The sequence below is a fragment of the Rhizobium sp. SG570 genome, assembly GCF_012275345.1.
GTDB lineage: Bacteria > Pseudomonadota > Alphaproteobacteria > Rhizobiales > Rhizobiaceae > Rhizobium > Rhizobium lusitanum.
In genome coordinates this window covers 247716-271039 of the sequence record NZ_JAAZQI010000008.1, presented here as the reverse complement: position 1 = coordinate 271039, position 23324 = coordinate 247716, and the positions used below count along the sequence as shown (strand labels likewise).

General features: G+C 60.4%; 22 protein-coding genes. 15 read left to right on the top strand and 7 right to left on the bottom strand.

The window, feature by feature from the left end; all coding sequences use genetic code 11:
* Positions 1-8: 8 nt before the first annotated feature.
* The 7 genes from FHT28_RS18245 (at position 9) to ligA (ending at position 10479) form a co-directional block, all read left to right on the top strand.
* Complete coding sequence (locus tag FHT28_RS18245; RefSeq protein ID WP_210255783.1) at positions 9-917, top strand: cell division protein FtsQ/DivIB; 909 nt, start codon at positions 9-11, stop codon at positions 915-917.
* Entirely contained in the window at positions 914-2245 is a 1332-nt protein-coding gene (ftsA, locus tag FHT28_RS18240; protein WP_037202716.1) for a cell division protein FtsA, read from the top strand. Before FHT28_RS18245 ends, ftsA begins: the two co-directional genes overlap by 4 nt.
* Before the next feature lie 103 nt (positions 2246-2348).
* Positions 2349-4067, top strand: a complete 1719-nt coding sequence (gene ftsZ, locus FHT28_RS18235; protein ID WP_047558074.1) for a cell division protein FtsZ — start codon at positions 2349-2351, stop codon at positions 4065-4067.
* Between the two features lie 330 nt (positions 4068-4397).
* Complete coding sequence (lpxC, locus tag FHT28_RS18230; protein ID WP_037202714.1) at positions 4398-5354, top strand: UDP-3-O-acyl-N-acetylglucosamine deacetylase; 957 nt, start codon at positions 4398-4400, stop codon at positions 5352-5354.
* Positions 5355-5639: 285 nt separating this feature from the next.
* Positions 5640-6509: an outer membrane protein assembly factor BamD gene (locus FHT28_RS18225; protein ID WP_173410968.1), complete on the top strand. Its 870-nt coding sequence runs from the start codon at positions 5640-5642 to the stop codon at positions 6507-6509.
* Between the two features lie 12 nt (positions 6510-6521).
* Positions 6522-8195, top strand: a complete 1674-nt coding sequence (recN, locus tag FHT28_RS18220) for a DNA repair protein RecN (protein WP_037202712.1) — start codon at positions 6522-6524, stop codon at positions 8193-8195.
* A 130-nt stretch (positions 8196-8325) separates the two neighbouring features.
* Entirely contained in the window at positions 8326-10479 is a 2154-nt protein-coding gene (ligA, locus tag FHT28_RS18215; protein ID WP_168596969.1) for an NAD-dependent DNA ligase LigA, read from the top strand.
* A gap of 36 nt (positions 10480-10515) precedes the next feature.
* Here the strand turns inward: ligA and FHT28_RS18210 are convergent, their stop codons facing one another.
* Positions 10516-11052 carry a GNAT family N-acetyltransferase gene (locus FHT28_RS18210; protein WP_168596968.1) on the bottom strand — a complete coding sequence of 179 codons (537 nt, stop codon included), beginning with the start codon at positions 11050-11052 and terminating at the stop codon, positions 10516-10518.
* A 323-nt stretch (positions 11053-11375) separates the two neighbouring features.
* Between FHT28_RS18210 and FHT28_RS18205 the strand changes: the two genes are divergently transcribed.
* The 3 genes from FHT28_RS18205 to FHT28_RS18195 all read left to right on the top strand — a co-directional run bounded on the left by FHT28_RS18205 (position 11376) and on the right by FHT28_RS18195 (position 12872).
* Positions 11376-11699 (top strand): metalloregulator ArsR/SmtB family transcription factor, encoded by a 324-nt coding sequence (locus tag FHT28_RS18205; protein WP_047558067.1) that lies wholly within the window; start codon positions 11376-11378, stop codon positions 11697-11699.
* Between the two features lie 38 nt (positions 11700-11737).
* The gene (locus FHT28_RS18200; RefSeq protein ID WP_037202708.1) at positions 11738-12181 is read left to right on the top strand and encodes an SRPBCC family protein; all 444 of its coding nucleotides are present in this window, start codon (positions 11738-11740) and stop codon (positions 12179-12181) included.
* Positions 12182-12377: 196 nt separating this feature from the next.
* On the top strand, positions 12378-12872 hold the full coding sequence (locus FHT28_RS18195) for a CreA family protein (protein ID WP_168596967.1): 495 nt from the start codon (positions 12378-12380) through the stop codon (positions 12870-12872).
* Positions 12873-13137: 265 nt separating this feature from the next.
* On the opposite strand, the gene FHT28_RS18190 is transcribed toward FHT28_RS18195, so the two are convergent.
* Positions 13138-13602: a chemotaxis protein CheW gene (locus tag FHT28_RS18190; RefSeq protein WP_034504287.1), complete on the bottom strand. Its 465-nt coding sequence runs from the start codon at positions 13600-13602 to the stop codon at positions 13138-13140.
* A gap of 458 nt (positions 13603-14060) precedes the next feature.
* On the opposite strand from FHT28_RS18190, the gene FHT28_RS18185 reads away from it, so the two are divergent.
* The 4 genes from FHT28_RS18185 (at position 14061) to FHT28_RS18170 (ending at position 19241) form a co-directional block, all read left to right on the top strand.
* Entirely contained in the window at positions 14061-14663 is a 603-nt protein-coding gene (locus FHT28_RS18185) for an SCO family protein (protein WP_168596966.1), read from the top strand.
* An 8-nt stretch (positions 14664-14671) separates the two neighbouring features.
* Positions 14672-15820 (top strand): NAD(P)/FAD-dependent oxidoreductase, encoded by a 1149-nt coding sequence (locus tag FHT28_RS18180; protein WP_168596965.1) that lies wholly within the window; start codon positions 14672-14674, stop codon positions 15818-15820.
* Between the two features lie 20 nt (positions 15821-15840).
* On the top strand, positions 15841-16719 hold the full coding sequence (locus FHT28_RS18175; RefSeq protein ID WP_037202705.1) for a 50S ribosomal protein L11 methyltransferase: 879 nt from the start codon (positions 15841-15843) through the stop codon (positions 16717-16719).
* 686 nt (positions 16720-17405) lie between these two features.
* Positions 17406-19241: an aminopeptidase P family protein gene (locus FHT28_RS18170; protein WP_168596964.1), complete on the top strand. Its 1836-nt coding sequence runs from the start codon at positions 17406-17408 to the stop codon at positions 19239-19241.
* A gap of 51 nt (positions 19242-19292) precedes the next feature.
* Here FHT28_RS18170 and FHT28_RS18165 read toward each other — a convergent pair whose 3' ends face one another.
* On the bottom strand, positions 19293-19604 hold the full coding sequence (locus tag FHT28_RS18165; protein WP_037202703.1) for an AzlD family protein: 312 nt from the start codon (positions 19602-19604) through the stop codon (positions 19293-19295).
* Positions 19605-19606: 2 nt separating this feature from the next.
* A complete protein-coding gene (locus tag FHT28_RS18160; protein ID WP_168596963.1) occupies positions 19607-20329 on the bottom strand; it encodes an AzlC family ABC transporter permease in 723 nt (240 codons plus the stop codon).
* A 234-nt stretch (positions 20330-20563) separates the two neighbouring features.
* On the opposite strand from FHT28_RS18160, the gene FHT28_RS18155 reads away from it, so the two are divergent.
* Complete coding sequence (locus tag FHT28_RS18155; RefSeq protein ID WP_037202701.1) at positions 20564-20815, top strand: DUF2164 domain-containing protein; 252 nt, start codon at positions 20564-20566, stop codon at positions 20813-20815.
* Positions 20816-20823: 8 nt separating this feature from the next.
* On the opposite strand, the gene panB is transcribed toward FHT28_RS18155, so the two are convergent.
* The 3 genes from panB to FHT28_RS18140 form a co-directional block, all read right to left on the bottom strand.
* Complete coding sequence (gene panB / locus FHT28_RS18150) at positions 20824-21645, bottom strand: 3-methyl-2-oxobutanoate hydroxymethyltransferase (protein WP_092574141.1); 822 nt, start codon at positions 21643-21645, stop codon at positions 20824-20826.
* A gap of 1 nt (position 21646) precedes the next feature.
* Positions 21647-22522 carry a pantoate--beta-alanine ligase gene (gene panC / locus FHT28_RS18145; RefSeq protein WP_168596962.1) on the bottom strand — a complete coding sequence of 292 codons (876 nt, stop codon included), beginning with the start codon at positions 22520-22522 and terminating at the stop codon, positions 21647-21649.
* A 232-nt stretch (positions 22523-22754) separates the two neighbouring features.
* Positions 22755-23162: a DUF1801 domain-containing protein gene (locus tag FHT28_RS18140; RefSeq protein WP_051964453.1), complete on the bottom strand. Its 408-nt coding sequence runs from the start codon at positions 23160-23162 to the stop codon at positions 22755-22757.
* Between the last annotated feature and the right edge of the window lie 162 nt (positions 23163-23324).

Here is a 23324-nt window from a genome sequence, read left to right as displayed (position 1 = left end):
TCAAAAATATGAGGCGGTCCCGTCATCGCGTCCCGCTCGCCATCGACGATGTCGAGGATACGTTCGTGCTGCCGCGCCCGATGCGCCGCACCGTACGCTTCCTGGTCAGTCTCGGCTCGGGCCGCGTTAACATTCCAGCTCATACGGGCACGGTTTCCACCCTTGTACTCCTGGCTGTGACGGGTCTTTACGGCATGTCGATCGGCGGGCACAGCCAGGCTGTCGCCGAGGCGACGACGTCGGCTGCCGGTTTCGCCATCGAGGACGTGAAGGTTTCGGGCAACGACGAAACGTCGGAAATCGAGATCCTGCAGCTGCTCGGTCTCGATGGCACGACGTCGCTGGTCGCCCTCAATGCGGATGCGGCTCGCCAGAAGATCGCCAATCTGCCCTGGGTGCAGAGCGTCGAAGTCCGCAAGGTCTATCCCAGAACTGTCGAGGTGAAGCTGACGGAGCGCAAGGCCTATGCCATCTGGCAGCATGGCTCCGAGCTTTCGCTGATCCAGAAGGACGGCAGCGTGATCGCGCCACTGCGCGACAACAAGTTCGCAAAGCTGCCGCTCTTCGTCGGCCGCGATGCTGAAACGGCAGCCGCTTCCATCGATGACGAATTCGCCAAGTGGCAGGATATTCGCGACCACGTGAGGGCGTTTGTACGCGTCGCCGGTCGCCGGTGGGATCTCTATCTCGACAACGGCGTAGTCATCAAATTGCCGGAAGACAATATCGATGGCGCGCTCGCCCGGCTGACCAAGCTCGATAAGGATCAGAACCTTCTGCAGCGCGACATCGCCGCCGTTGATCTCCGTCTCGGTGATCGTACCGCCATTGAATTGACCCCAGACGCAGCGGTTCGCCGTGAAGCTGCTGTCGACGCCAGAAACAAGGCTTTGAAGAAAGCAGGGCAGGATACATGAGCTTGTTCGGTTCGTCCCATTTTGGCCTGCCTCGGTTGAAGCCGCTGTCCTCGAAGCGGTCGCATATCGTATCGGTCCTCGACATCGGCTCGACGAAGGTCGTCTGCATGATCGGCCGGCTGACACCGCGCGAGGAGAGCCAGGTTCTCCCGAACCGCACGCATAATATCGAGATCATCGGCATCGGCCATCAGCGCTCCCGCGGCATCAAGACCGGCGTGATCGCAGATCTCGATGCGCTGGAAAGCGTGGTCCGGCTCTCCGTCGATGCGGCTGAGCGCATGGCGGGCCTTACCGTCGATAGCCTGATCGTCAATGTTTCCGCCGGACGCCTCGGCAGCGATATTTATACCGCGACGATCGATCTGGGCGGTCAGGAAGTCGAAAGCAACGATCTCAAGAAAGTGTTGGCCGCGGCCTGCCAGCAGTCGATCCGCCAGGAGCGTGCCGTCCTGCATTCGCTGGCGACCGGTTATTCCCTCGATGGCGAGCGCGGCATTCGCGATCCGCTGGCGATGTTCGGCGATGTGCTGGGTGTCGACATGCATGTCGTGACGGCGGAGCGTGCGGCGCTCCGCAATCTCGAGCTCTGCATCAATCGTGCGCATCTGTCGGTCGAGGGCATGGTGGCAACTCCCTATGCCAGCGGCCTTGCCGCTCTCGTCGATGACGAAGTCGAGCTTGGTTGCGCCGCAATCGATATGGGTGGCGGCACGACGACGATCTCGGTCTTTGCCGAAGGCAAGCTGGTGCATACCGATGCCGTCAGCCTTGGCGGCCATCATGTGACCACAGATCTTGCCCGCGGCCTTTCGACCCGCATCGAGGATGCCGAGCGGCTGAAGGTGGTGCACGCCTCCGCGCTGGCGAACTCCTCGGATGAGCGCGAGCTGATTTCCATTCCGCCAATCGGCGAGGATGAGCGCGATCAGCCGACGCAGGTGCCGAAGGCTCTGGTGTCGCGCATCGTCAAGGCCCGCATCGAGGAAACCCTCGAGCTGATCCGTGATCGCATTCAGCGCTCGGGCTTCAGCCCGATCGTCGGCAAGCGCGTCGTCCTGACCGGCGGTGCCAGCCAGTTGACCGGCCTGCCCGACGTGGCGCGCCGCGTTCTTGCCCGCAATGTCCGCATCGGCCGCCCCATGGGCGTGTCCGGCCTGCCGACCGCGGCCAAGGGGCCGGCTTTTTCGACGGCGGTGGGCCTGATGATCTATCCGCAGGTTGCGGACATGGAGACACATGCGCCGAGCAGCGGCTTGCTCTCGTCGCTTGGAGGTAACAACAGCCGGATCGGCCGTGTCGGCCAATGGCTGAAAGAGAGTTTTTGAATGCCTGATCCCGGCAAATCTTTCCGGGGTAGGCGTCAGGCAAGTGAAATCGAGTGAATTGGCCGGCGTGGCGATGCGGCCATAGAGAGAAGGAACGGGTACAATGACTATCAAGCTGCATAAGCCAGACATCACCGAGCTTAAGCCGCGTATCACCGTGTTCGGTGTCGGCGGCGGCGGCGGCAATGCTGTCAACAACATGATCACGGCAGGCTTGCAGGGCGTCGATTTCGTCGTCGCCAACACCGACGCGCAGGCGCTGACGATGACGAAGGCCGAGCGAATCATCCAGCTCGGCGTCAACGTCACGGAAGGTCTCGGCGCCGGTTCGCAGCCGGAAGTCGGCCGCGCAGCTGCCGAGGAATGCATCGATGAGATCATCGATCATCTCAACGGCACGCACATGTGCTTCGTCACCGCCGGCATGGGCGGCGGCACGGGCACGGGTGCAGCGCCTGTTGTCGCGCAGGCCGCCCGCAACAAGGGCATCCTGACCGTCGGCGTCGTCACCAAGCCGTTCCACTTCGAAGGCGGTCGTCGCATGCGGCTTGCTGAAATGGGTATCCAGGAACTGCAGAAGTCGGTCGACACGCTGATCGTCATTCCGAACCAGAATCTGTTCCGCATCGCCAACGACAAGACGACTTTCGCCGACGCGTTCTCGATGGCCGACCAGGTTCTTTATTCGGGCGTTGCCTGCATCACCGATCTGATGGTGAAGGAAGGTCTCATCAACCTCGATTTCGCCGACGTCCGCTCGGTCATGCGCGAAATGGGCCGCGCCATGATGGGTACCGGCGAGGCTTCCGGCCAGGGCCGCGCGATGCAGGCTGCAGAAGCCGCCATCGCCAACCCGCTGCTCGACGAAACCTCGATGAAGGGCGCACAGGGCCTGCTGATCTCGATCACCGGTGGTCGCGACCTCACCCTGTTTGAAGTCGATGAGGCTGCGACCCGCATCCGCGAAGAAGTCGATCCGGACGCCAACATCATCCTCGGCGCCACCTTCGACGAATCGCTCGAAGGCATCATCCGCGTCTCCGTCGTTGCAACGGGTATCGACCGTGCGATGAACGAAGCGGCCGACAGGGGCATGGAATTCCGCCCGGTCGCGAAGCCGGCTATCCGTCCTTCCGCGGCCGCCGCCCCGGCAGCGGCCGCAGCTCAGCCTGCCCATGTCGCGCAGGCCCACACCGCTCCGGCTCCTCGCACCATCGATCCGGTCGCCCAGACCATTCGTGCTGCCGAAGCCGACCTGGAACGCGAGCTGGAAATCCAGATGGGTCGTCAGCCTCAAGTTCAGCAGCAGCCGGTCATGCCGCAGGCTTCAGCGCCTGAGGAGAACTTCCGTCCGCAGAGCCGCATCTTTGCGGCAGCGCCGGAAGCTCAGCCCGTCCGTCAGGCTCCGGTTCAGCCGCAGCCCGCGCCGGTCATGCAGCAGCAGCCGATCATCCGTCAGGCTCCCGAGCAGGTCCGCATGCCGAAGGTGGAAGACTTCCCGCCGGTGGTTAAGGCCGAGATGGAACATCGCGCCCAGCCGGTCGCCGCTCAGGCTGCCGAAGAGCGCGGTCCCATGGGCCTGCTGAAGCGAATCACCAATTCGCTTGGTCGTCGCGACGAAGATCCTGCTTTCGACGATATGATGGCTCCGGCCGCTGCCGCTCCGCAGCAGCGTCGTGCGCCGTCGCCGGAAGCGAGCCTCTACGCACCGCGTCGCGGCCAGCTCGACGATCAGGGCCGCCAGGTTCCGGCGGCACGCATGACGAGCCATGAAGACGATCAGCTCGAAATTCCGGCCTTCCTGCGTCGTCAGTCGAACTGAGCCAATATTGGGCGGCCTTTTAATAGGTTGCTAACCATCTTTGAGAAAACCGGGGTCGAAAGATCCCGGTTTTCCATATTTCAGACTCGTTGTCGTATCTGAAATTATCCTGCAAATTCAAGCAACTGCTTTCGTAACAAAGCGAAAGAAACAGTGATTTGGAATGCGATGCCTCGGCGCGTATGTAGTTACCAAGCAAGCCTGCGGAATCACATTCAATGATGAACGTATGTGGCGCCCGCAGCATGATTAACAGACTGAACCGGCAATAAGGTAAGCGTCCGAAGATGACCGCCCGGCCTGGATCAGATAGACGAAGGCAGAACTTATATGGCAATCGGATTGCTGGGTTTTCAGACCACCATTGCAAACCCCGTGACACTTTCGGGTATAGGCGTTCATTCGGGCGCCGATGTGTCGATCACTTTCTATCCAGCCGAGGCTGGTAGCGGCATTGTTTTCCAGCGTCTGCATGACAATGGCGACGTGACGGAACTGCGCGCCGTTTCCTCGCAGGTTGGCAATACGGATCTCTGCACCGTTCTCGGCTTCTCGCCGTCGCGCTCCGTCGCGACTGTGGAGCATGTCATGGCGGCTATCTACGCTATTGGTCTCGACAACGTCGCCATCGAAGTTACGGGCGCTGAAATGCCGATCATGGACGGCAGTTCCTTTCCGTTCATCGAGGCCATCGAGCAGGTTGGTATCGTTTCGCTTGGCGTCAAGCGCCGTTACATCCGGGTTACCAAGCCGGTGCGTATCGAGGCTGGCGGCTCCTGGTGCGAATTCCGTCCCTATGACGGCACGCGGTTCGAGGTTGAGATCGATTTCGAATGCCCGCTGATCGGCCGGCAGAAATGGGAAGGCGACCTGACCGCCGAGACCTTCAAGACCGAACTGTCGCGCGCTCGCACCTTCGGTTTCATGCGCGATGTCGAACGCCTCTGGGCTTCGGGTCACGCGCTGGGTTCGTCGTTGGAAAATTCCGTTGTCATCTCCGACGACGATACGGTCATCAACGTTGAGGGTCTGCGTTACGCCAAGGACGAATTCGTTCGCCACAAGACGTTGGATGCCGTTGGCGATCTGGCGATGGCAGGTGCGCAGTTCATCGGTCATTACCGTTCCTATCGCGGCGGTCATCGTATGAATGCGAATGCTCTGAAGGCATTGCTCAGCGATCCCAGCGCCTACGATGTCGTCGAAACATCGGCGCCGCGTCAGCGTGCTCACAGCCGCGATTTCGTTCCGGTCAACGCGCCGGAATTCGCGCCCTGGTCGGCGTGATTTTCAGACCTTAGACAGGAAACGACGCCGCTCCGATGAGGAGCGGCTCTTTTTTTGGCGGGAGATTCGCGAGGTTTGCCTTCAGTCGGTGCAGGACATGGAAGTCAGGGAGACCGGCGAAAGAATTCCCAGTCAAAACAGTGATTAAGCCCGCTGATATGCGGTCTTCGCCACAAAAATGCGTTAATGCATCATCATTGCGTTGCCCTGATGGTGTTTTTGCGGCTAGAAACGCCAGCGAGAGAATGCCGTCTCCGCAACGACGGCTAGTGGGACAGTGATCCGATGGGTTTTGCAAGGTCTGAAAGCATGAAGATTACAACACGGGCTTTGCTCGTATCGCTTCTCCTCGCTGGTACCGGTGCGGTGGTGACGGGTTGTAATACGAAAAAGGATATCGACATCACCAAGCTCGGTGTCGAGACCGATCCGCCGGAACTGCTCTACAATCAGGGCCTTGCCAACATCAAGGCAGGCAATATGACGGAGGCCGGTAAAAAGTTCGATGCCATCAACCAGCAGCAGCCATTCTCGGAATGGGCGCGCAAGGCGCTGGTGATGAGCACTTTCGTGAAGTACCGCACAGGTCGCTATGATGATGCCGTGCAGACAGGCAATAGCTATCTCAAGCAATATCCCGGCTCCGAGGATGCTGACTACGTCCAGTACCTCGTCGGTTCGTCCTACGCCAAGCAGATTGTCAACGTGACCCAGGATCAGCGCGCCGCGCAGCAGACGATGGAGGCGATGACCAAGCTCGTCAACAACTATCCGAAATCGCAGTATGTCAGCGACGCGCAGGAGAAGATTCGCTTTGCCCGCGACCAGCTCGCCGGCAAGGAAATGCAGATCGGGCGCTACTATCTCGAGCGCAAGGATTATCTTGCCGCGATCGCTCGCTTCCGCGTGGTCATCGAGCAGTATCCAACCACGAATCAGATCGAGGAAGCTCTGGCGCGCCTGGTCGAAGCCTATTACGCCATGGGCATCGTTCCGGAGGCGCAGACGGCAGCAGCTGTTCTCGGCCACAATTATCCGGATAGCCGCTGGTATGCCGACTCATATAAGCTGCTGAAGAGCGGCGGCGTCGAGCCGAGCGAAAACACTGGTTCCTGGATTTCCAGAGCGGGCAAGAAACTTATACTTGGGACGTGAGATTGAGCGCAGATGCTGATCCAGCTTTCGATCCGCGATATCGTCCTGATCGAGCGGCTGGATCTTGCCTTCGAGTCCGGGCTCTCGGTTTTGACAGGCGAAACGGGCGCGGGCAAATCCATCCTGCTTGACAGCCTGTCGCTGGCCCTAGGTGGGCGCGGCGATGGCGGTCTCGTGCGTCATGGAGAGGATCGTGGCCAGGTGACCGCGGTCTTCGATGTCGGTACGCAGCACGCGGCCCGCAAGTTGCTGCGCGACAATGGTATCGACGACGACGGCGACCTGATCTTTCGCCGTATCCAGTCCGCAGACGGCCGCACCAAGGCCTTCGTCAATGATCAGGCGCTCAGCGTTCAGCTCATGCGCCAGGTGGGTCAGCTTCTCGTCGAAATTCATGGGCAGCACGACGACCGTGCGCTTGTCGATACGGATGCGCATCGCATGCTGCTTGACGCCTTTGCCGGTCTTGCCGAGGAAGCGCAAGGGGTCGGCAGGCTTCATAAGGTCTGGCGCGACACCGACCGGACATTGCGAAAGCACAGGGAACAGGTAGAGAGCGCCGCGCGTGAGGCGGACTATCTGCGCGCTTCCGTCGAGGAGCTGGAGAAGCTATCGCCGCAGGATGGCGAGGAGGATGATCTGGCCGAGCGCCGCTCGCGGATGATGAAGGCCGAACGCATCGCCGGCGACATCGCTGAAGCCTCCGAATTCCTCAACGGCAATGCTTCTCCCGTGCCGCACATTGCCTCGCTGGTGCGCCGGCTGGAGCGCAAGAGCCACGAGGCGCCAGGCTTGCTGGAAGACACCGTAGCGCTGCTCGATGCGGCGCTGGACCAGCTCTCCAACGCGCAGATGGAAGTCGAGGCCGCGCTCCGCAAGACGGAATACGATCCGCGGGAACTGGAGCGGGTCGAGGAGCGTCTATTTGCGCTCCGCGGAGCCTCGCGCAAATATTCGGTGCCGGTGACCGAGCTTCCGGCACTTGCCGTTCGGATGATCTCCGATCTTGCCGATGTCGATGCCGGGGAAGAAAGACTGGCGCGTTTGGCTGGCGAGCTTGCCGTTGCCAAGGCGGAATATGATGCGGCCGCCCGCAGCCTCTCCGATAAGCGCCACCATGCCGGTGAAGCGCTTGCCGCCGCCGTCATGGCGGAATTGCCGGCGCTGAAGCTTGAACGGGCGCGGTTCATGGTTGAAATCACCAGCGATTCGGAGGCCGCGACGGCCGATGGCATAGATGTCGTCGAATTCCATGTGCAGACCAACCCGGGCACGCGGCCAGGCCCGATTACCAAGGTCGCTTCCGGCGGCGAGCTGTCGCGTTTCCTCTTGGCGCTGAAGGTGGCGTTGGCCGACCGAGGTTCCGCGCCGACCCTTGTTTTCGACGAAATCGATACGGGCGTCGGCGGTGCGGTGGCGGATGCCATCGGCCAGCGGCTTAAGCGCCTGTCCGATCGCGTGCAGGTACTTTCCGTCACCCATGCGCCGCAGGTCGCGGCACGCGCTGCGACTCATCTGCTGATCTCCAAAGGCCCCGTTGCGGATGGCTCGGAAAAGATCTCCACGCGGGTTGCCACCATGGCGCCGAAAGACCGTACCGAGGAAATCGCCCGCATGCTAGCAGGCGCATCGGTGACCGAAGAGGCGAGGGCGGCTGCAAAGCGGCTGCTGGCAGGCAACGGCTGATCCCTGCACTCCAGCCCTCGTCCCATTGCCCGATTTTTCTCCTTGTTTTTGCGCATTCGGGACGGAAAACCGCTTCGCACTTTTTCTCGAAGTGCTCTAAAACATCTCCGAAATCGGGGAGTGTCGATTCATGAGCACCGAACAGAAGCCCGTCGAGGATTTGACCGAAGAGGAAGCGGCCGCCGCGCTCGCCTATCTGGCCGCGGAGATTGCGCGCAACGATGCGCTTTATCACAGCAAGGATGCGCCGGAGATCTCGGATGCGGACTACGATGCGCTGAAGCGGCGCAACGATGCCATCGAGGCGCGGTTTCCGGAGCTCATTCGAGCCGACAGCCCTTCGCGGCGGGTAGGTGCCGCACCCTCGGAAACCTTTGCTCCCGTCGTGCATGCAAGACCGATGCTGTCGCTGGACAATACGTTTTCGCAGGAGGACGTGGCGGATTTTGTGGCGAGCGTTTACCGCTTCCTCGGCCGTTTGCCCGACAACTCGATCGCCTTTACAGCCGAGCCGAAGATTGACGGCCTTTCGATGTCGATCCGCTACGAGAACGGGCGAATGGTCAGTGCTGCTACACGCGGCGACGGTACGACCGGCGAGAATGTCACCGCCAACATCAGAACCATCAAGGAAATTCCCCAGACCCTGCCAGCGGGCGCGCCTGCGGTCGTTGAGGTGCGTGGCGAGGTCTATATGGCCAAGAGCGATTTCCTGGCGCTCAACGCCCAGATGGAGGCGGAGGGCAAACAGACCTACGTCAACCCGCGCAACACCGCGGCGGGTTCGCTTCGCCAGCTCGACGCGAAGGTAACGGCAAGCCGCAAGCTGAAATTCTTCGCCTATGCTTGGGGCGAGATGTCGGACATGCCGGCCGATACGCAGTTCGGCATGGTGCAGACCTTCAAGACATGGGGTTTCCCGGTCAATCCGCTGATGGAGCGGCTGAATTCCGTCAACGACATTCTCGGCCACTATCAGGAGATCGGCCTGCAGCGGCCCGATCTCGATTATGACATCGATGGCGTCGTCTACAAGGTCGACAGCCTGGAACTGCAGGCTCGCCTCGGCTTCCGTTCGCGCTCACCGCGCTGGGCGACGGCGCATAAATTCCCTGCGGAGCAGGCGTTCACACATCTGATCGATATCGACATCCAGGTCGGCCGTACCGGCGCGCTGACGCCGGTCGCGCGGCTGGAGCCGATCACCGTCGGCGGCGTGGTCGTGACCAATGCGACGCTGCACAATGCCGATTACATCAGGGGTATCGGCAACAAGGGCGAGCCGATCCGCGACGGCCGCGATATTCGTGTCGGCGACATGGTGATCGTGCAGCGGGCAGGCGATGTCATTCCACAGATCGTCGACGTCGTGTTGGAAAAGCGTGAAGCGTCGAGCGTGCCTTACGAATTCCCTAGGGTATGCCCGGTCTGCGGCAGCCATGCCGTGCGCGATATCAACGAAAAGACCGGCAAGGTCGATGCCGTGACCCGTTGCACCGGCGGCTTCATCTGCCGCGCGCAGGCGACCGAGCATCTCAAGCATTTCGTCTCGCGCAATGCCTACGACATCGAAGGACTGGGTTCGAAGCAGATCGACTTCTTCTTTGCGAGCGATGACCCGGCGCTGCAGATAAAGACTGCGCCTGACATCTTCACCCTGGAAAGGCGTCAGCAGTCGTCGCTTACCAAGCTGGAGAATATCGACGGCTTCGGTAAGGTCAGCGTTGGCAAACTTTACGCCGCGATCAACGAACGGCGCCAGATTGCGCTCCATCGCTTCATCTTCGCGCTCGGCATCCGCCATGTCGGCGAGACGACGGCGAAGCTGCTTGCACGCTCTTATGGCACCTACGAAGCCTTCGAGATGGCGATGAAGGAAGCGGTCCCGCTTGCGGGCGACGCGTGGAACGATCTCAACAATATTGAAGGCATCGGCGAAGTGGTAGCGCGCGCGATCGTCGAATTCTACAAGGAGCCTCGAAATACCGAGGTGATCGCAAGCTTGCTCAAAGAGGTGCAGCCTCAGGAGGCCGAGCAGCCGGTGACTTCAGGCAGCCCCGTCGCCGGCAAGACCGTTGTCTTCACCGGATCGCTGGAAAAGTTCACCCGCGACGAGGCGAAAGCCAAGGCCGAGAGCCTGGGAGCCAAGGTTTCCGGCTCGGTTTCAAAGAAGACCGATATCGTGGTGGCAGGGCCGGGCGCAGGCTCGAAGCTCGACAAGGCGCGGGAATTCGACGTCCAGGTCATGACTGAGGACGAATGGCTCGACCTTATCGGCGGGTGAGGATGGCGGCGGTACTGCATCCGCCGCCAGAATTTTTCAAAGTTTCCGACGTGCCATGGTGAAAGCGTCGACATATTCGCCATTGCGGAATGCGAAGGCTCTGAGCCGCCCCTCGGTTTCGAATCCGAACTTCTCATAGAGCCGGATCGCCGGTGCGTTGTCGACATAGACAGTCAACTCCACGCGCTTGATCGCCAGCCAGTTGTCGGCGGTATCGATGAGGGCTGCGAGGAGTGCGGAGCCGACGCCGCGGCCTGTAAAATCGTCATGCACGCCCATGCCGATTTGCCCAACGTGAATCCGCCGACCTGTGAGGCGGCGGAGGCCGGCATTGCCGATGATCTGTCCGTCAAGCACAGCCACAAGGTTGATCGCACCGGGCGCAGGCTTATCCAGCCACTGCTGCGTTTCCTCGATGCTTTGGAAGGGCAGGCGCAGCGTGCCGGCGCGAAAGCCGGAGAGGTTGGCGATCGATGTGATCGCTTCGGCATCGGACGGACGCGCTGCACGAATCTCGACGGGTCCGATTTTGCCGGATCGTCGTTCGCTTGGTTCTTCCTGTTCGGAATTCATGGGCTCTCCTTGGGATAAGGGAGGAGAGCAAGGACCATTTCAACCCTGCTCGCCTCGGCAGGGTTGAAATGGATCGCGGTTCGCTCAGTGCAACACAGCTTCCACTCGCCCTGCAAGGGGTGAGGTGGTGATAAGATGCATCGTGGTGGTGCGGTTTGCGATCATGACGCGAATGATCCGATGCGAAAGCATCATTGTCAATCGACTCCCATCATTTCTGTGATCCCCGACTACGACAGCGCGTTCTCTCAAAGATTGCTTGACAGGCAACTATTTGGTTGCCTATAAGATCCAAAGAGGCAACCAAATGGTTCCGTATTGATATGAATGATGACGCGGTCTTCAAGGCCTTGGCGGATGCAAGCAGGCGACAATTGCTGGATCAACTCTATGATCGCAACGGCCAGACATTGAGCGCGCTTTGCGAGGATCTGCGGATGACCCGCCAGGCGGTGGCAAAGCACCTCGCCATTCTGGAGGAAGCCAATCTGGTGTCCTCCGAAAAGCAGGGTCGGGAGAAGCTGCATTTTATCAATCCTCTGCCGATCAATGAGATCGCCGAGCGCTGGATCAACAAGTTCGAGCATCGGCAGCTGAGCACGCTTTCGGCCTTGAAGAAGGCGCTCGAAGGCGAGGGCGGCCAATAGCCCCAACAAGCACGACTGTTGAAACAAGGAGAAATGACATGACTGGAAGCAAGTTCGTCTACGTCACCTTCATCCGCACCGCGCCGGAGAAGCTCTGGTCGGCGCTTACCACGCCCGAATTCATCAGGCAGTATTGGTTCGACATGACGCACGAGACCGACTGGAAGGTCGGCTCGCCATGGAAGATGCTCTTTCCCGATGGCCGTATCGCCGATATGGGCGAAATCGCCGAGTTCGAGCCGCCACGACGTCTTGCCATCAGATGGCGCAACGAGTTCAGGCCGGAGCTGAAAGCCGAGGGCTGGTCGCGCTGCGTGATGGAGCTTGAGCCGGCCGACGGCGCAGTGAAACTGACGGTCACCCATACGATCGAGCTTGAGAATTCCAAGTTCATCGAGGCGGTCTCCGGTGGCTGGCCGAAGATATTGTCCAACCTCAAGTCACTGTTGGAGACGGGCGGGGTCGCGATCGAAAGCAAATGAAGCCAAATGCTCTCGACGTGGTTTGAGGCGCTGTCGCCCTGGCGATGGCGCCTCGCGATGGGAGCTGCCGTCGGCGCCCATCGCTGAGCGGTCGTTCGTAGGCAGCGGCATTGGCGGCCTTCTCTTGCATAGCTCACCGGCACTCTTACCTTAGCGATGCCGCTCTAGCTCCGCGGCTGATATTGGAGGATGACCGATGAGTTCACCGAAATTCTGTGCCGCCATTGCCGCGTCTTTGCTGGCTTTGGCTCCTGTTTCCGCCTCTGCCGAAGTCGTCGGCAAGGTGGGAGTGGATTGGACAGGCAATGATATTCTGGTCGATGCCGTGTCTGATCCGGGGGTCTCCGGTGTCACCTGCCACGTCACCTATTTCGACCGCAGCGTCATAGACCGATTGCGCAAGGGCAACTGGTTCGAGGATCCTTCCAACAACTCCATCGCCTGCCGCCAGACCGGCCCGATCGAGATCGGCGATATCAATCTGTCCCAGAGTGGCGAGGAAGTGTTTCGCGCCGGATTGTCGCTTATCTGGAAGAAACTGGTCGTGACCCGAATCTACGACAAGAAGAACGATACGCTGGTCTATCTCATCCATTCGCGGCAATTGACGGACGGCTCGGCCAAGATGGCGATTTCGACAATACCGCTGTTCGGTCAGAATGTTAGCTGGAAGAACGGGAAACCCAAATAAGCTATCAGAATACCACATCGACAACCGTTAGAGGGTTATTACCAAAAAAAGTCATACTCTTTGGTTGTCGAATTCCTTCTAGTTGCTTTCGGATTGCATCTTTTTGATGCAATTTTGAAGACGAACAGTGAAGCGATGCTTCCGTCTGTTCACGGCCTGCATGGCTGGCGCATTGGCTACACCCCTGCCAACGTCGGTCGAACAAAAACGATCGCCCTGGAGCCTTGGCCCCAGGGCGATTCTCTTTTGCGGCAATGTGTTGAGATCAGGCTGCCTGCGCCAGTTGATCGGCGATGATGGTATCGAGGTTGAGGAAGCAGACCATGCTCTTTTCCAGCGCCACGATACCGCGGCAGAAGGCGCGCTGGGTTTCCGGGATGATCTCCGGCGCCGGCTGCAGATCTTCGCTCTTGATGGTCATCATGTCGGAGACCTGTTCGACCAGGAGGCCAACGAGTTTTCCAGCTATGTCGGTGACGATGATCGCCGAGCGCTCGGATGGCTCGGTCATTTTCATACCGAGGCGGCAGGCCATGTCGATGACGGGGATGACGGCACCGCGCAGGTTGATGAGGCCGAGCACGTAAGGCGGCGTATGCGGCATGGGCGTTACCGGCGCCCATCCGCGGATTTCGCGGATGGCCATGATATCGATGCAAAACTCCTGATCGCCGAGATGGAAGGAGACGATTTCCAGGTAGGCGCCCGATTGTTTGATGGCGTTCGTCATGATTGAGGACTTCCCGTTTGGCGTCGGCGGCACGCGACGCTAGCGATTGAAAAAGAGGGATCGGCTGGAGCGGCTTGGGCAGCGGCAGCATCCGGTGGCTTCGGCGGAAAACGCCTGGCTGATCCGGCGGGCGTCATGCCCTTCTGAAAGAAATCGGTCTGCCGCGCTTTGCCTGCGGCCGGCGAAGTCGAGTCTTGCTTTTGTGGTTGATGTTGGCGCGGACAGGTTAGGATTGGTTTAACACACAGGCAGATTTCGCCTCGGTCTGCCCGAAACGGCAAGGAAGAGCCGGGAGGACGCTTGAGACTTAGCGGCCCCCTGCTGCGACGATTTCGGCTCCGTCAAAACGTCTTGTTGAATTGCGTCCTCCACGACGAGCCGTTACACCGGCTGGAGGACCGTCCTTCGCCATTTTTCAGGCGGGATGGACGGTGGGGGCCGATCAAGGAATTGCAGTCATGAAAAGCGTGCGAATTGGTGTCTGGGTGGCCGTGTTGATCGTGGCCGGGATATTGGGCTGGCTGAGCTTCGGAAATGGCAGGGCGCCGGAGGCGGCAGCGGCGGGGCCTTACGGCGTGCCTTTCACACTCGTCTCGCAGAGTGGCCAGCCAATCAGCGATCAGGCGTTTCGCGGTAAGCCTTCGGCCGTGTTCTTCGGCTACACGCATTGCCCGGATGTCTGCCCGACGACCCTGTTCGAACTGGACGGTTGGCTGCAGAAGGTCGATCCCGATGGCACCAAGCTCAATGCCTATTTCGTGACTGTCGATCCCGAGCGCGATACGCCTCAAATCATGGACCAGTATGTTTCCAACGTATCCAAGCGGATTACCGGCATTTCGGGCGATCCCTCGAAGGTGATGGACATGGTCAAGGGGTTCCGTGTCTATGCCAAGAAGGTGCCGATGGACGAAAAGCAACCGAACGGCGATTATACCATGGATCACACCGCCTCGGTTTTCCTGCTGGATTCGGCCGGCGGTTTTGCCGGAACCATTGCCTACCAGGAGGATCCGGACGTGGCGGTGAAGAAGCTGGAGAACCTGATCAAGAAGGGATAGGGGCCAAGATGGGCGACGGGGTTGGCGGCAAAGCGAAATCCAGATCCATCCTGATTGCGGGGGCGGGGCCTGTCGGCTTAACCGCCGCGCTTGAGCTTGCCCGACGCGGCTTCGCGCCGCGCATCATCGATGACGGCACTGGCCCGACACCCGCCGAGGAGAGCCGAGCTCTTGGTGTCAATGCACGCACGCTGACGCTGCTTTCCGCCTGCGGCGTCGGTGAACGCATCATCGCAGCCGCTCAACCCATCGAACATTTTCGCGTTCGTTCGGGAGAGAAAACTCTCATCGAGCTGGATACCCGGCAGGTGAACGGTCGTTTCAGCGCCGTTCATGCTTTGGCGCAGGGCCGCACCGAACGCTTGCTGATCGAGGCGCTTTCGACCCACGGCATTGCGCCGGAATGGCAAACGGCTGTTGTCGCGGGCGAGGTGGCCGATTTGAGGAAGCCGGAGGTTACGCTCAGGCATGCCGACGGCGCGATGGAAACGGTTCGGCCGGATATCCTCGTCGGTGCCGATGGTGCGCATTCTGTCGTGCGCAAGGCGCTGGGTGCCGGTTTCCCCGGGGAGGCGCTGGAGGCCTATTTCTATCTCGCGGATTTCCGCTACGAAGATCCGGTCGATACGCATGTCGCGGAGATCTCGCTCTTCGATCCAGGCATGATCGGACGCCTGCCTGTCGCTGCCGATGTCATACGCTATATTTCGACGCTGGAGGGTTTCGAAAGCCGCATCGTTCATCCGGCCAAGGTTGCCGAGAAGACCTGGGCCTCGCAGTTCCGCATTCACTTTCGCCATGTCGAGCCGATGGCGAAGGGCAATGTGTTTCTGGCCGGTGATGCTGCCCACATCCATTCGCCAGCCGGCGCGCGCGGCATGAACCTCGGCATCGAAGATGCCTGCTGGCTTGCCTGGCTCATTGCGGAAGGGCGAGAACAGGAGTATTCGGCGCTGAGAATTCCCGCCGTGAAGCAGGTGTTGAAGCAGACCTATGGCCTGACGCGACTGATCACCATGATAAATCCGCTGGCCATTGAGGCGCGCAATCTGTTGGCACCGCTACTCCTGCGATTCGGCCCGGCCCGGCTGGCCCTGCTTCGGAGTGTAGCCGGTTACGATACGCCAAAGCCACCTTGGATCGATTGGGCCGAGTAAGAACGAGAAAGAGCGACGAGTTGAGTGAAATCCGCCTTTATGTGACGACGACCGAGAAGAAGGCAGAGCAGATTCTCGATCTGATGACGCCGGTGTTCGAAGACGAAGAGTTGCCGATCGCTACCAGCGAGATCGACGAGAAGAGGGACATCTGGGAAACCTCGATCTATCTCTACGCGGATGACGAAGACGACGTGCGCGCTCGCTTTGCCGCCTTGCTGAAGCCGACCTTTCCCGAGCTTGCCGTCGAAAAGGAAATCATTCCTGATGTCGATTGGATCGCCAAGTCGCTGGAGGGATTGAAGCCGGTTCGCGCCGGGCGCTTTCTGGTGCACGGTTCGCACGACCGCGACAAGATTGGCTCGAGCGACATCGCCATCGAGATCGATGCCGGCCAAGCGTTTGGTACCGGCCATCACGGCACGACGGCGGGTTGCCTGGAGACGATCGAGAAGGTTCTCGCCAGCCGGCGTGTGCGCAATGCCCTCGACCTCGGCACCGGCAGCGGCGTGCTGGCGATCGGGGTACGCAAGCTGCGCAATATTCCGGTTCTTGCCACCGACATCGATCCGGTCGCCGTGCGCGTCGCGCGCGAAAATGTGCGCCGCAACGGCATTTCCTCAGGCATCGCGCTCGAGACTGCGCCGGGCTTTCATTCCACGGCCTTTTCGCGTCATGGGCCGTTCGATCTGATCATCGCCAATATTCTTGCGCGTCCGCTGATCAAGATGGCGCCGCAACTTGTGGCACATCTGGCGCCGGGCGGCTCGGTCGTTCTTTCCGGCATTCTCGCCGAACAGCGCTGGAAGGTTCTTGCTGCTTATAATGGTGCGAAGCTGCGCCATGTGCGCACCATCTGGCGCAACGGCTGGGTCACCATCCATCTCGACCGGCCTTGAGCCGGTCGCTTTTCCGTAATCCTGTTTCCGACGAGAGAAAATAAAAAAAGGCGGTGCCGAGGCACCGCCTTGGATCGGCCTAGACCGATCTTACCCGCGAGCGTGTGGAGGAGTGCTCAAGCGGGCTCTACCGTTCTGATCATGATCCGGGGAGGGAGGAGGAGAACCGGACCACGACCGAATTAGAACGCGTAGCTCATGAACTCTTAGTGGCGATCGCCACGGCTTGTGCCGATTGCCCTGGACGTTTCGACTTCAAGCTGACGAAGCGAGCCGACGGAGTGGCGTACGGTGCGACGCTCGCCAGCCAGCGCCGGGCTAACATATGCAGAGCGGGAGATAGGCATTGTTTTTAGTCCTTTTTGGTTGGGCTCGTTGTGAACCCCGTTCGATGCGCTGGATATAGGGACTCGCCAGCTTGCGTGGCAGGGGGTACGCCTCATGGGAGCCATGCGTCATATGCATATTGCATGCCGTGAAGATGTCATAATTGACCAGCGATGCTCATGAAATGGGCGGATTCGTTAACGGGCCAGGTTCGAGACCTGCGATGCTGCGGGCTCGATTTGCCGCCCAGCCGACAGTTTTCGCCCGCAGCCGAAAATCACGTCGCACTTCCGACAATCATGCTCTAACATACTGGCAGCACTCAGTTTCACGGATTCCCATCAGTCTCGGATCAAGCCATGTTTCAGTCTTTCGACGTCACCTCCACCCCGCAATTCGGCCGCGAACGTGTCGCCGGATTGCGCAACGCCTTCGGCGATCTCGGCATTGACGGCTTCCTCGTGCCTCGTGCCGATGAGTATCAAGGCGAGTACGTGCCCAGCTGCTCGGAGCGTCTGGCATGGCTCACAGGCTTCACTGGGTCGGCGGGTGTTGCGCTTGTGACACACAGCCAAGCCGTGGTTTTCGTGGACGGTCGCTATGTGACGCAGCTCGCCGAGCAGGTGGATCGCACTGTCTTTACCGGCGGCGACCTGGTGAACGAGCCGCCGCATGTCTGGCTGCTGCGCAATGCAAAGAAGGGATTCCGGCTCGGCATCGATCCGTGGCTGCATACGGGCGCCGAAGTGCGGCGGCTGGAGAAGGCGCTGGGCGAAATCGACGGCAAGTTGGTTTTCCTGCCCCACAATCCGCTGGACCGGCTCTGGAGCGACCGGCCCGACGAACCGCTCGGCGGCGTCATCATTCAGGATATTGGCCAGGCCGGCATATTGGCGAGAGACAAGCTGGCGACGATCGCAGCCAGTCTGAAGGAAAAGAACCTCAAGGCGGCCTTGATCACCGATCCGTCCTCGGTTGCCTGGATCTTCAACATTCGCGGCAGCGACGTGCCGCACACACCGCATCCGCTGGCACGCGCCATCATCTATGCCGAGGCCGAGGCCGAGCTCTTCCTCGACAAGCGCAAGACCAAGGTCGAGGCCGAGGCCTACCTGGCGCAGATCTGCAAGCAGCTGCCGCCGTTCGACCTCGCCAAGCGGCTGGCTCTCGCGGCTGCGAATGGTGGGCGCATCCTGGTCGATCCGGACCTCGCTTCCTATGCGCTCACCGATATCATCCGCCGCGAGGGTGGCGAGGTCGTCGAGGGGAATGATCCCGCCAAGCTGCCGCGCGCCTGCAAGAATGCCGCTGAGATCAACGGATCCGCGGCAGCCCATCTGCAGGACGGCGCCGCCATGGTGGAATTCCTCTACTGGCTGGAAACCAACAAGCCGGGCACCGTGACGGAAATTGCTGCCGCCGAACGGCTGGAAGCCTGCCGCGCCCGTGTCGGCGAAAGCATGCAGAACCCGCTGAAGGACATTTCCTTCGATACGATCTCGGGCGCCGGCGAGCATGCCGCGATCATGCATTATCGCGTCACGACGGCGAGCGACCGGCTGATCCAGGCCGGCGAGCTGTTCCTGATCGATTCAGGCGCGCAGTATATCAACGGCACCACCGATATTACCCGCACGGTCGGAGTCGGCACCGTCCCCGAAGAACAGAAGCGCCTTTTCACGCTGGTTTTGAAGGGAATGATCGCGATCAGCACGGCGCGCTTCCCGAAGGGCACGCGCGGCTGCGATCTCGACCCGCTGGCGCGCATCGCGCTCTGGAAAGCCGGCGTCGATTTTGCCCACGGCACCGGCCATGGCGTCGGTTCCTATCTCTCGGTGCATGAGGGGCCGCAGCGCATCTCGCGGCTATCGACGCAGGAACTGTTGCCCGGCATGATTCTCTCGAACGAGCCCGGCTACTACCGCCCCGGCCATTTCGGCATCCGCATCGAAAACCTGATCTACATTCGCGATCCGGAGGAGATCGAAGGCGGCGATATGCCGATGCTGGGTTTCGAGACGCTGACCTTCTGCCCGATCGACCGCAGCCTGGTCCTTGTGGAACTGTTGACGCATGAAGAGCTGCACTGGCTGAACGACTATCATACCAAGACTCGTGAAGCGCTGATGCCGCTGATCCATGATGCGGATATCCGGGCCTGGCTGGAGAACGCGACGCTCGAACTCAGCCATTGAGACCATGCCATCCCGCCTCTCGTGTGAGGGGCGGGATCGGCTGCGGGCATTTCAAGCGCCGATGAAATGCCGCCAGGCCATCACGACGATCCAGCCTACGATCAACATGAATGTCGGCGGATAGCGCAAGCCCACCAGAAGGGCCGCGAATAGTGCCACCCTTGTATCCCAGCCGCCGATGAAGAAGGCCGGTGCGACGAGGGTCGTCAGCACTGCAGCGGGCACCGCATTCAGCGCCGCCTCGACGCGCGGCGGGATGCGGGTCATCTTGACGATGAGGATGTAGCCGCCGATGCGCGTCAGGAAGGTCACCACGGCTGCAGCCAGGATCAGCAGGACCATATGCGAATTGAAGTCGAGCATGGTCAGACCTCGTGGTTTTCGTGAACGAGGTCGGGCTTACGATTTGCTTTCACCGGCGGCAGAATAGCGGCGATGGCGACGCCGGCGAGCGCTCCGATGCTGACATGCCAGGGCGAGCCGACATAGCGATAGGCGAGGGCCGAAGCCGCGGCGCTGGCCACCACGACGGGCAGGAAGTTATCGCGCTTGCGAAAGCCGATGACGATTCCGAGGAAATAGATCGGCAGCAGGATATCAAGGCCGATGGATTTCGGATCGCCGATGAAACTGCCGAGCGAACCGCCGGCAAGGCTCACCAATACCCAGGGAACATAAACCATTGCCGCAAAGCCGAAATACCAGGCGAAAGTTACGGGCTTGCCGCTTTCATGACGCTTGACCGTCTCGGCGAATTGCGGATCGACCAGCAGGAAGAAGGTGAAGAATTTTTCGACCGCCGAGAAATGCCTGATATAGCGGGCAATTGCCGCCGAATAGAGCACGTGGCGGAAGTTCACTGCCAGGATCGACAGCACTATGAGCCAAGCCTGGACGTTGTGGCCGAAGAGATCCAGCCCCACCATCTGGCTGGCACCGGCATAAACGGTGCCGCTCATCAGGGTCAATTCGCCGAGCGACATGCCCTGATCGCGCGCCAAAGCGCCAAACAAGGCGCCGAAGGGCGCTGCTGCAAGGCCGACGGGGATGCCACCCTTCAACCCGTCAAGAAATTCCGCGCGACTCATGGTCCGCTCTGTCCTTCATGGAAAACCCGGCACGTAATCCCGGACAGTGGATTTGCATCCCCGGGCGCGGATCACAAATATGATTGCACCCCTTGCGTGTCCGCTCCCGCGCGCTGTTCAATGGCGGAGCTGTAAGCTGCGCGCGAAGAGGCGGCAATTCAATTTACTTGATGGGTGAATTGATTTCCTTGATCCATCTTATTGGGCTTGTTCGCAAAATGGGAGGCACTGACTATGAAGAAGATCACTTTTGCCAAGGAAGAGAAGGCAGCCATGGTCGCCCGCCTTCAGCGCTATTTCGCCGACGAGCTCGACCAGACGCTCGGCACGCTGCCCGCCGAATTCCTGCTAGATTTCTTCACCGCCGAGATTGGCCCCCATTACTACAATCAGGGCCTGCGGGATGCTCATGCCGCGCTGATGAGCAAGATGGAGGATTTCGGCGAGGCGATCTACCTGCTGGAGAAGGAGCCAGCCAAGGGTTGAACCCGGCTCTATTTTTTTGGCTGGAAGGTATGCTCCGGGCCGGGAAACGTCCGCGCCTTCACTTCTTCCGCATAGGTTTCCGCCGCCTTTGAAATGACGGGTGCCAGCTCCGCGAAATGCTTCACGAAGCGCGGCTTGAAATCGTTGAAGAGGCCGAGCATGTCGTCGGAGACCAGGATCTGGCCGTCGCAGGCGGGGGATGCGCCGATGCCGATGGTGGGGATGCCGATCGAGGCGGTGATCTCGCGGGCAAGCGGCTCGATCGTGCCCTCGACGACGACGGCGAAGGCGCCGGCATCGGCGACCGCCTTGGCGTCGCGCCGGATCTTGTCGGCTTCCTTGTCAGAGCGGCCGAGCGAGCGGTAGCCGCCCGTGGCGTTCACCTGCTGTGGCATCAGCCCGACATGCCCGAAGACGGGGACTCCGCGGGCCGTGAGGAAAGCGATCGTATCAGCCATTTCCTCACCGCCTTCCAGCTTCACGCCATCGCAGCCGGTCTCTTTGAGGATTCGTGCGGCATTGCGAAAGGCCTGTTCTTTCGATTCCTGATACGAGCCGAAGGGCAGGTCGACGATGACGCAGGCATGCTTGACACCGCGCATGACGCCCTGGCCGTGCGCGATCATCATGTCAAGCGTCACCCCGACCGTTGTCTCCATGCCGTAGAGCACCATGCCAAGGGAATCGCCGACCAGCAGGAGGTCGCAATGCGGATCGAGCAGGCGGGCGATCGGCGTCGTATAGGCCGTCAGGCTGACGATCGGGCGCGTGCCCTTCATCGCTTCGATGGCGGCGGGCGTCATGCGTTTGGTTTGTCCGACAGTGCTCATCTCAGGCGGCCTTTTCGCTGGCGGCCTGCTTGCGGCCGATTACGCGGTTGTCGAGCAAGCGGGTGGTGCCGATGCGTACAAAGAGGGCGACGAGCACGGGCTGGCCCTGCAGTTTCGTCAGCTCCGCCAGCGTATCGGGATGACGAACGGCGGCGACTTCGGCAGTTGCCAGCGGCTCCTTTTCGATGAAGGCGCGCAAGGCCTCCTCAAATGCGATGGGATCGTCGGCGCCGAGATCGTAGAGCCTTTCGGCTTCCGCCAATGCCTTCGGTACGATGACAGCGGCGGCACGCTCTTCTTGCGAGAGATAGACGTTGCGGGAGGACAATGCCAATCCGTCAGCATCGCGGACGGTCGGCACCGGCACGACCCGAACCGGCTGCGCCAGATCCTCGACCATGCGGCGGATGATCGCCACCTGCTGATAATCCTTTTCGCCGAAATAGGCGCTATCGGGCTGGACAATATTGAAAAGCTTGGTGACGACAGTGGCGACACCGGCGAAGTGACCGGGGCGAACCGCGCCTTCCAGCTCCGCACCGAGGTTCGGCACGTCAACCACCGCTTCCATCGGCCGGGGATACATGTCGGTCACGCCGGGCGCGAAGAGGAAATCGACGCCGCCGTCCCGCAGCACGGCGCTATCGCGCTCAAGATCGCGCGGATATTTCGCCAGATCCTCGTTGGCGCCGAACTGCAGCGGATTGACGAAGATCGAGGTGACAACGATATCGTTTTCCATCCTGGCACACGATACCAGTTCCATATGGCCGGCATGCAGGTAGCCCATGGTCGGCACCAGACCGACGCTCTTGCCGGCTCTGCGATGCGCGGCAAGGCGCTCGCGCAAGGCGGCTATCGTATTGACGATCTCCATAATGGCACTCCTCCGCGGGCCGCGCTGTCCCCCACCGCCCGTTTCCATCCCTTGAATTTGGCGGCTCTTCTAACGTGTGCAGTGCAAAAAGGCAATTCAATGCCAATCGGCCCCCATGGCTCCGGAGCGCATCGCCGGCAATCCGTGCACTGGCGTCGGGGTTCAATCGTCTGTGACTTTACCTAGCTATCCGATCGAGGAACGAAGCCAAGGGTGAAGGAGAAGGGCGGTTCTAGAGCCTTTCACCAGGCAATGCGCTCGCTTGCCTGATCCAGTCTGAAAGACTGGTATCGTCGATCAGGTCATCCTCGTGGATATCGAGGTAGCGAACATCCTTCTGCTTCGACTGGCCCGGCGGTACCGGATCGAGCGATGCGCCGCGGAAGAACGTCACTTTCACATATCGTTCGTAGCAATTAAAACCAAGGAACCAGCCTTGGCCTTCGACGCCATATAACGGTGTGTTCCATTTGACCGCTTTTCTTGCGCCGGGAATGGTGCGTTCGATGACGTCGTCGATGGCGCGTCCCACGCGCTGCTTCCAACAGGGCATCGCCGCAATATAGGCCTGGACAGGCCCATTGCCTTCGCCTTTGGGTATTTGCGGGTTGCCGCCTACAAGTAATTTAGGCTCCGTCAAAACGGCGTCTCTGCTCTTTGGTGATGACGGCTGTTCTTTAGCATGGGGCGAGCTAGATGTCTGCTTGCGGCCCCAAGTTGCGATTGCAGTCACGTCGTCATCGATGGCATTTGCCACTCAATTTCCGAATCTTCCCCTCAAGCTTAGCGCTTTTCTCAATCT

What these genes read in the sequence shown, in the direction of transcription:
- FHT28_RS18245 (WP_210255783.1), top strand. Translation starts at nt 9, where the DNA reads ATGAGGCGGTCCCGTCATCGCGTCCCGCTCGCCATCGACGATGTCGAG.
- ftsA (WP_037202716.1), top strand. Translation starts at nt 914, where the DNA reads ATGAGCTTGTTCGGTTCGTCCCATTTTGGCCTGCCTCGGTTGAAGCCG.
- ftsZ (WP_047558074.1), top strand. Translation starts at nt 2,349, where the DNA reads ATGACTATCAAGCTGCATAAGCCAGACATCACCGAGCTTAAGCCGCGT.
- lpxC (WP_037202714.1), top strand. Translation starts at nt 4,398, where the DNA reads ATGGCAATCGGATTGCTGGGTTTTCAGACCACCATTGCAAACCCCGTG.
- FHT28_RS18225 (WP_173410968.1), top strand. Translation starts at nt 5,640, where the DNA reads ATGGGTTTTGCAAGGTCTGAAAGCATGAAGATTACAACACGGGCTTTG.
- recN (WP_037202712.1), top strand. Translation starts at nt 6,522, where the DNA reads ATGCTGATCCAGCTTTCGATCCGCGATATCGTCCTGATCGAGCGGCTG.
- ligA (WP_168596969.1), top strand. Translation starts at nt 8,326, where the DNA reads ATGAGCACCGAACAGAAGCCCGTCGAGGATTTGACCGAAGAGGAAGCG.
- FHT28_RS18210 (WP_168596968.1), bottom strand. Translation starts at nt 11,052, where the DNA reads ATGAATTCCGAACAGGAAGAACCAAGCGAACGACGATCCGGCAAAATC.
- FHT28_RS18205 (WP_047558067.1), top strand. Translation starts at nt 11,376, where the DNA reads ATGAATGATGACGCGGTCTTCAAGGCCTTGGCGGATGCAAGCAGGCGA.
- FHT28_RS18200 (WP_037202708.1), top strand. Translation starts at nt 11,738, where the DNA reads ATGACTGGAAGCAAGTTCGTCTACGTCACCTTCATCCGCACCGCGCCG.
- FHT28_RS18195 (WP_168596967.1), top strand. Translation starts at nt 12,378, where the DNA reads ATGAGTTCACCGAAATTCTGTGCCGCCATTGCCGCGTCTTTGCTGGCT.
- FHT28_RS18190 (WP_034504287.1), bottom strand. Translation starts at nt 13,602, where the DNA reads ATGACGAACGCCATCAAACAATCGGGCGCCTACCTGGAAATCGTCTCC.
- FHT28_RS18185 (WP_168596966.1), top strand. Translation starts at nt 14,061, where the DNA reads ATGAAAAGCGTGCGAATTGGTGTCTGGGTGGCCGTGTTGATCGTGGCC.
- FHT28_RS18180 (WP_168596965.1), top strand. Translation starts at nt 14,672, where the DNA reads ATGGGCGACGGGGTTGGCGGCAAAGCGAAATCCAGATCCATCCTGATT.
- FHT28_RS18170 (WP_168596964.1), top strand. Translation starts at nt 17,406, where the DNA reads ATGTTTCAGTCTTTCGACGTCACCTCCACCCCGCAATTCGGCCGCGAA.
- FHT28_RS18165 (WP_037202703.1), bottom strand. Translation starts at nt 19,604, where the DNA reads ATGCTCGACTTCAATTCGCATATGGTCCTGCTGATCCTGGCTGCAGCC.
- FHT28_RS18160 (WP_168596963.1), bottom strand. Translation starts at nt 20,329, where the DNA reads ATGAGTCGCGCGGAATTTCTTGACGGGTTGAAGGGTGGCATCCCCGTC.
- FHT28_RS18155 (WP_037202701.1), top strand. Translation starts at nt 20,564, where the DNA reads ATGAAGAAGATCACTTTTGCCAAGGAAGAGAAGGCAGCCATGGTCGCC.
- panB (WP_092574141.1), bottom strand. Translation starts at nt 21,645, where the DNA reads ATGAGCACTGTCGGACAAACCAAACGCATGACGCCCGCCGCCATCGAA.
- panC (WP_168596962.1), bottom strand. Translation starts at nt 22,522, where the DNA reads ATGGAGATCGTCAATACGATAGCCGCCTTGCGCGAGCGCCTTGCCGCG.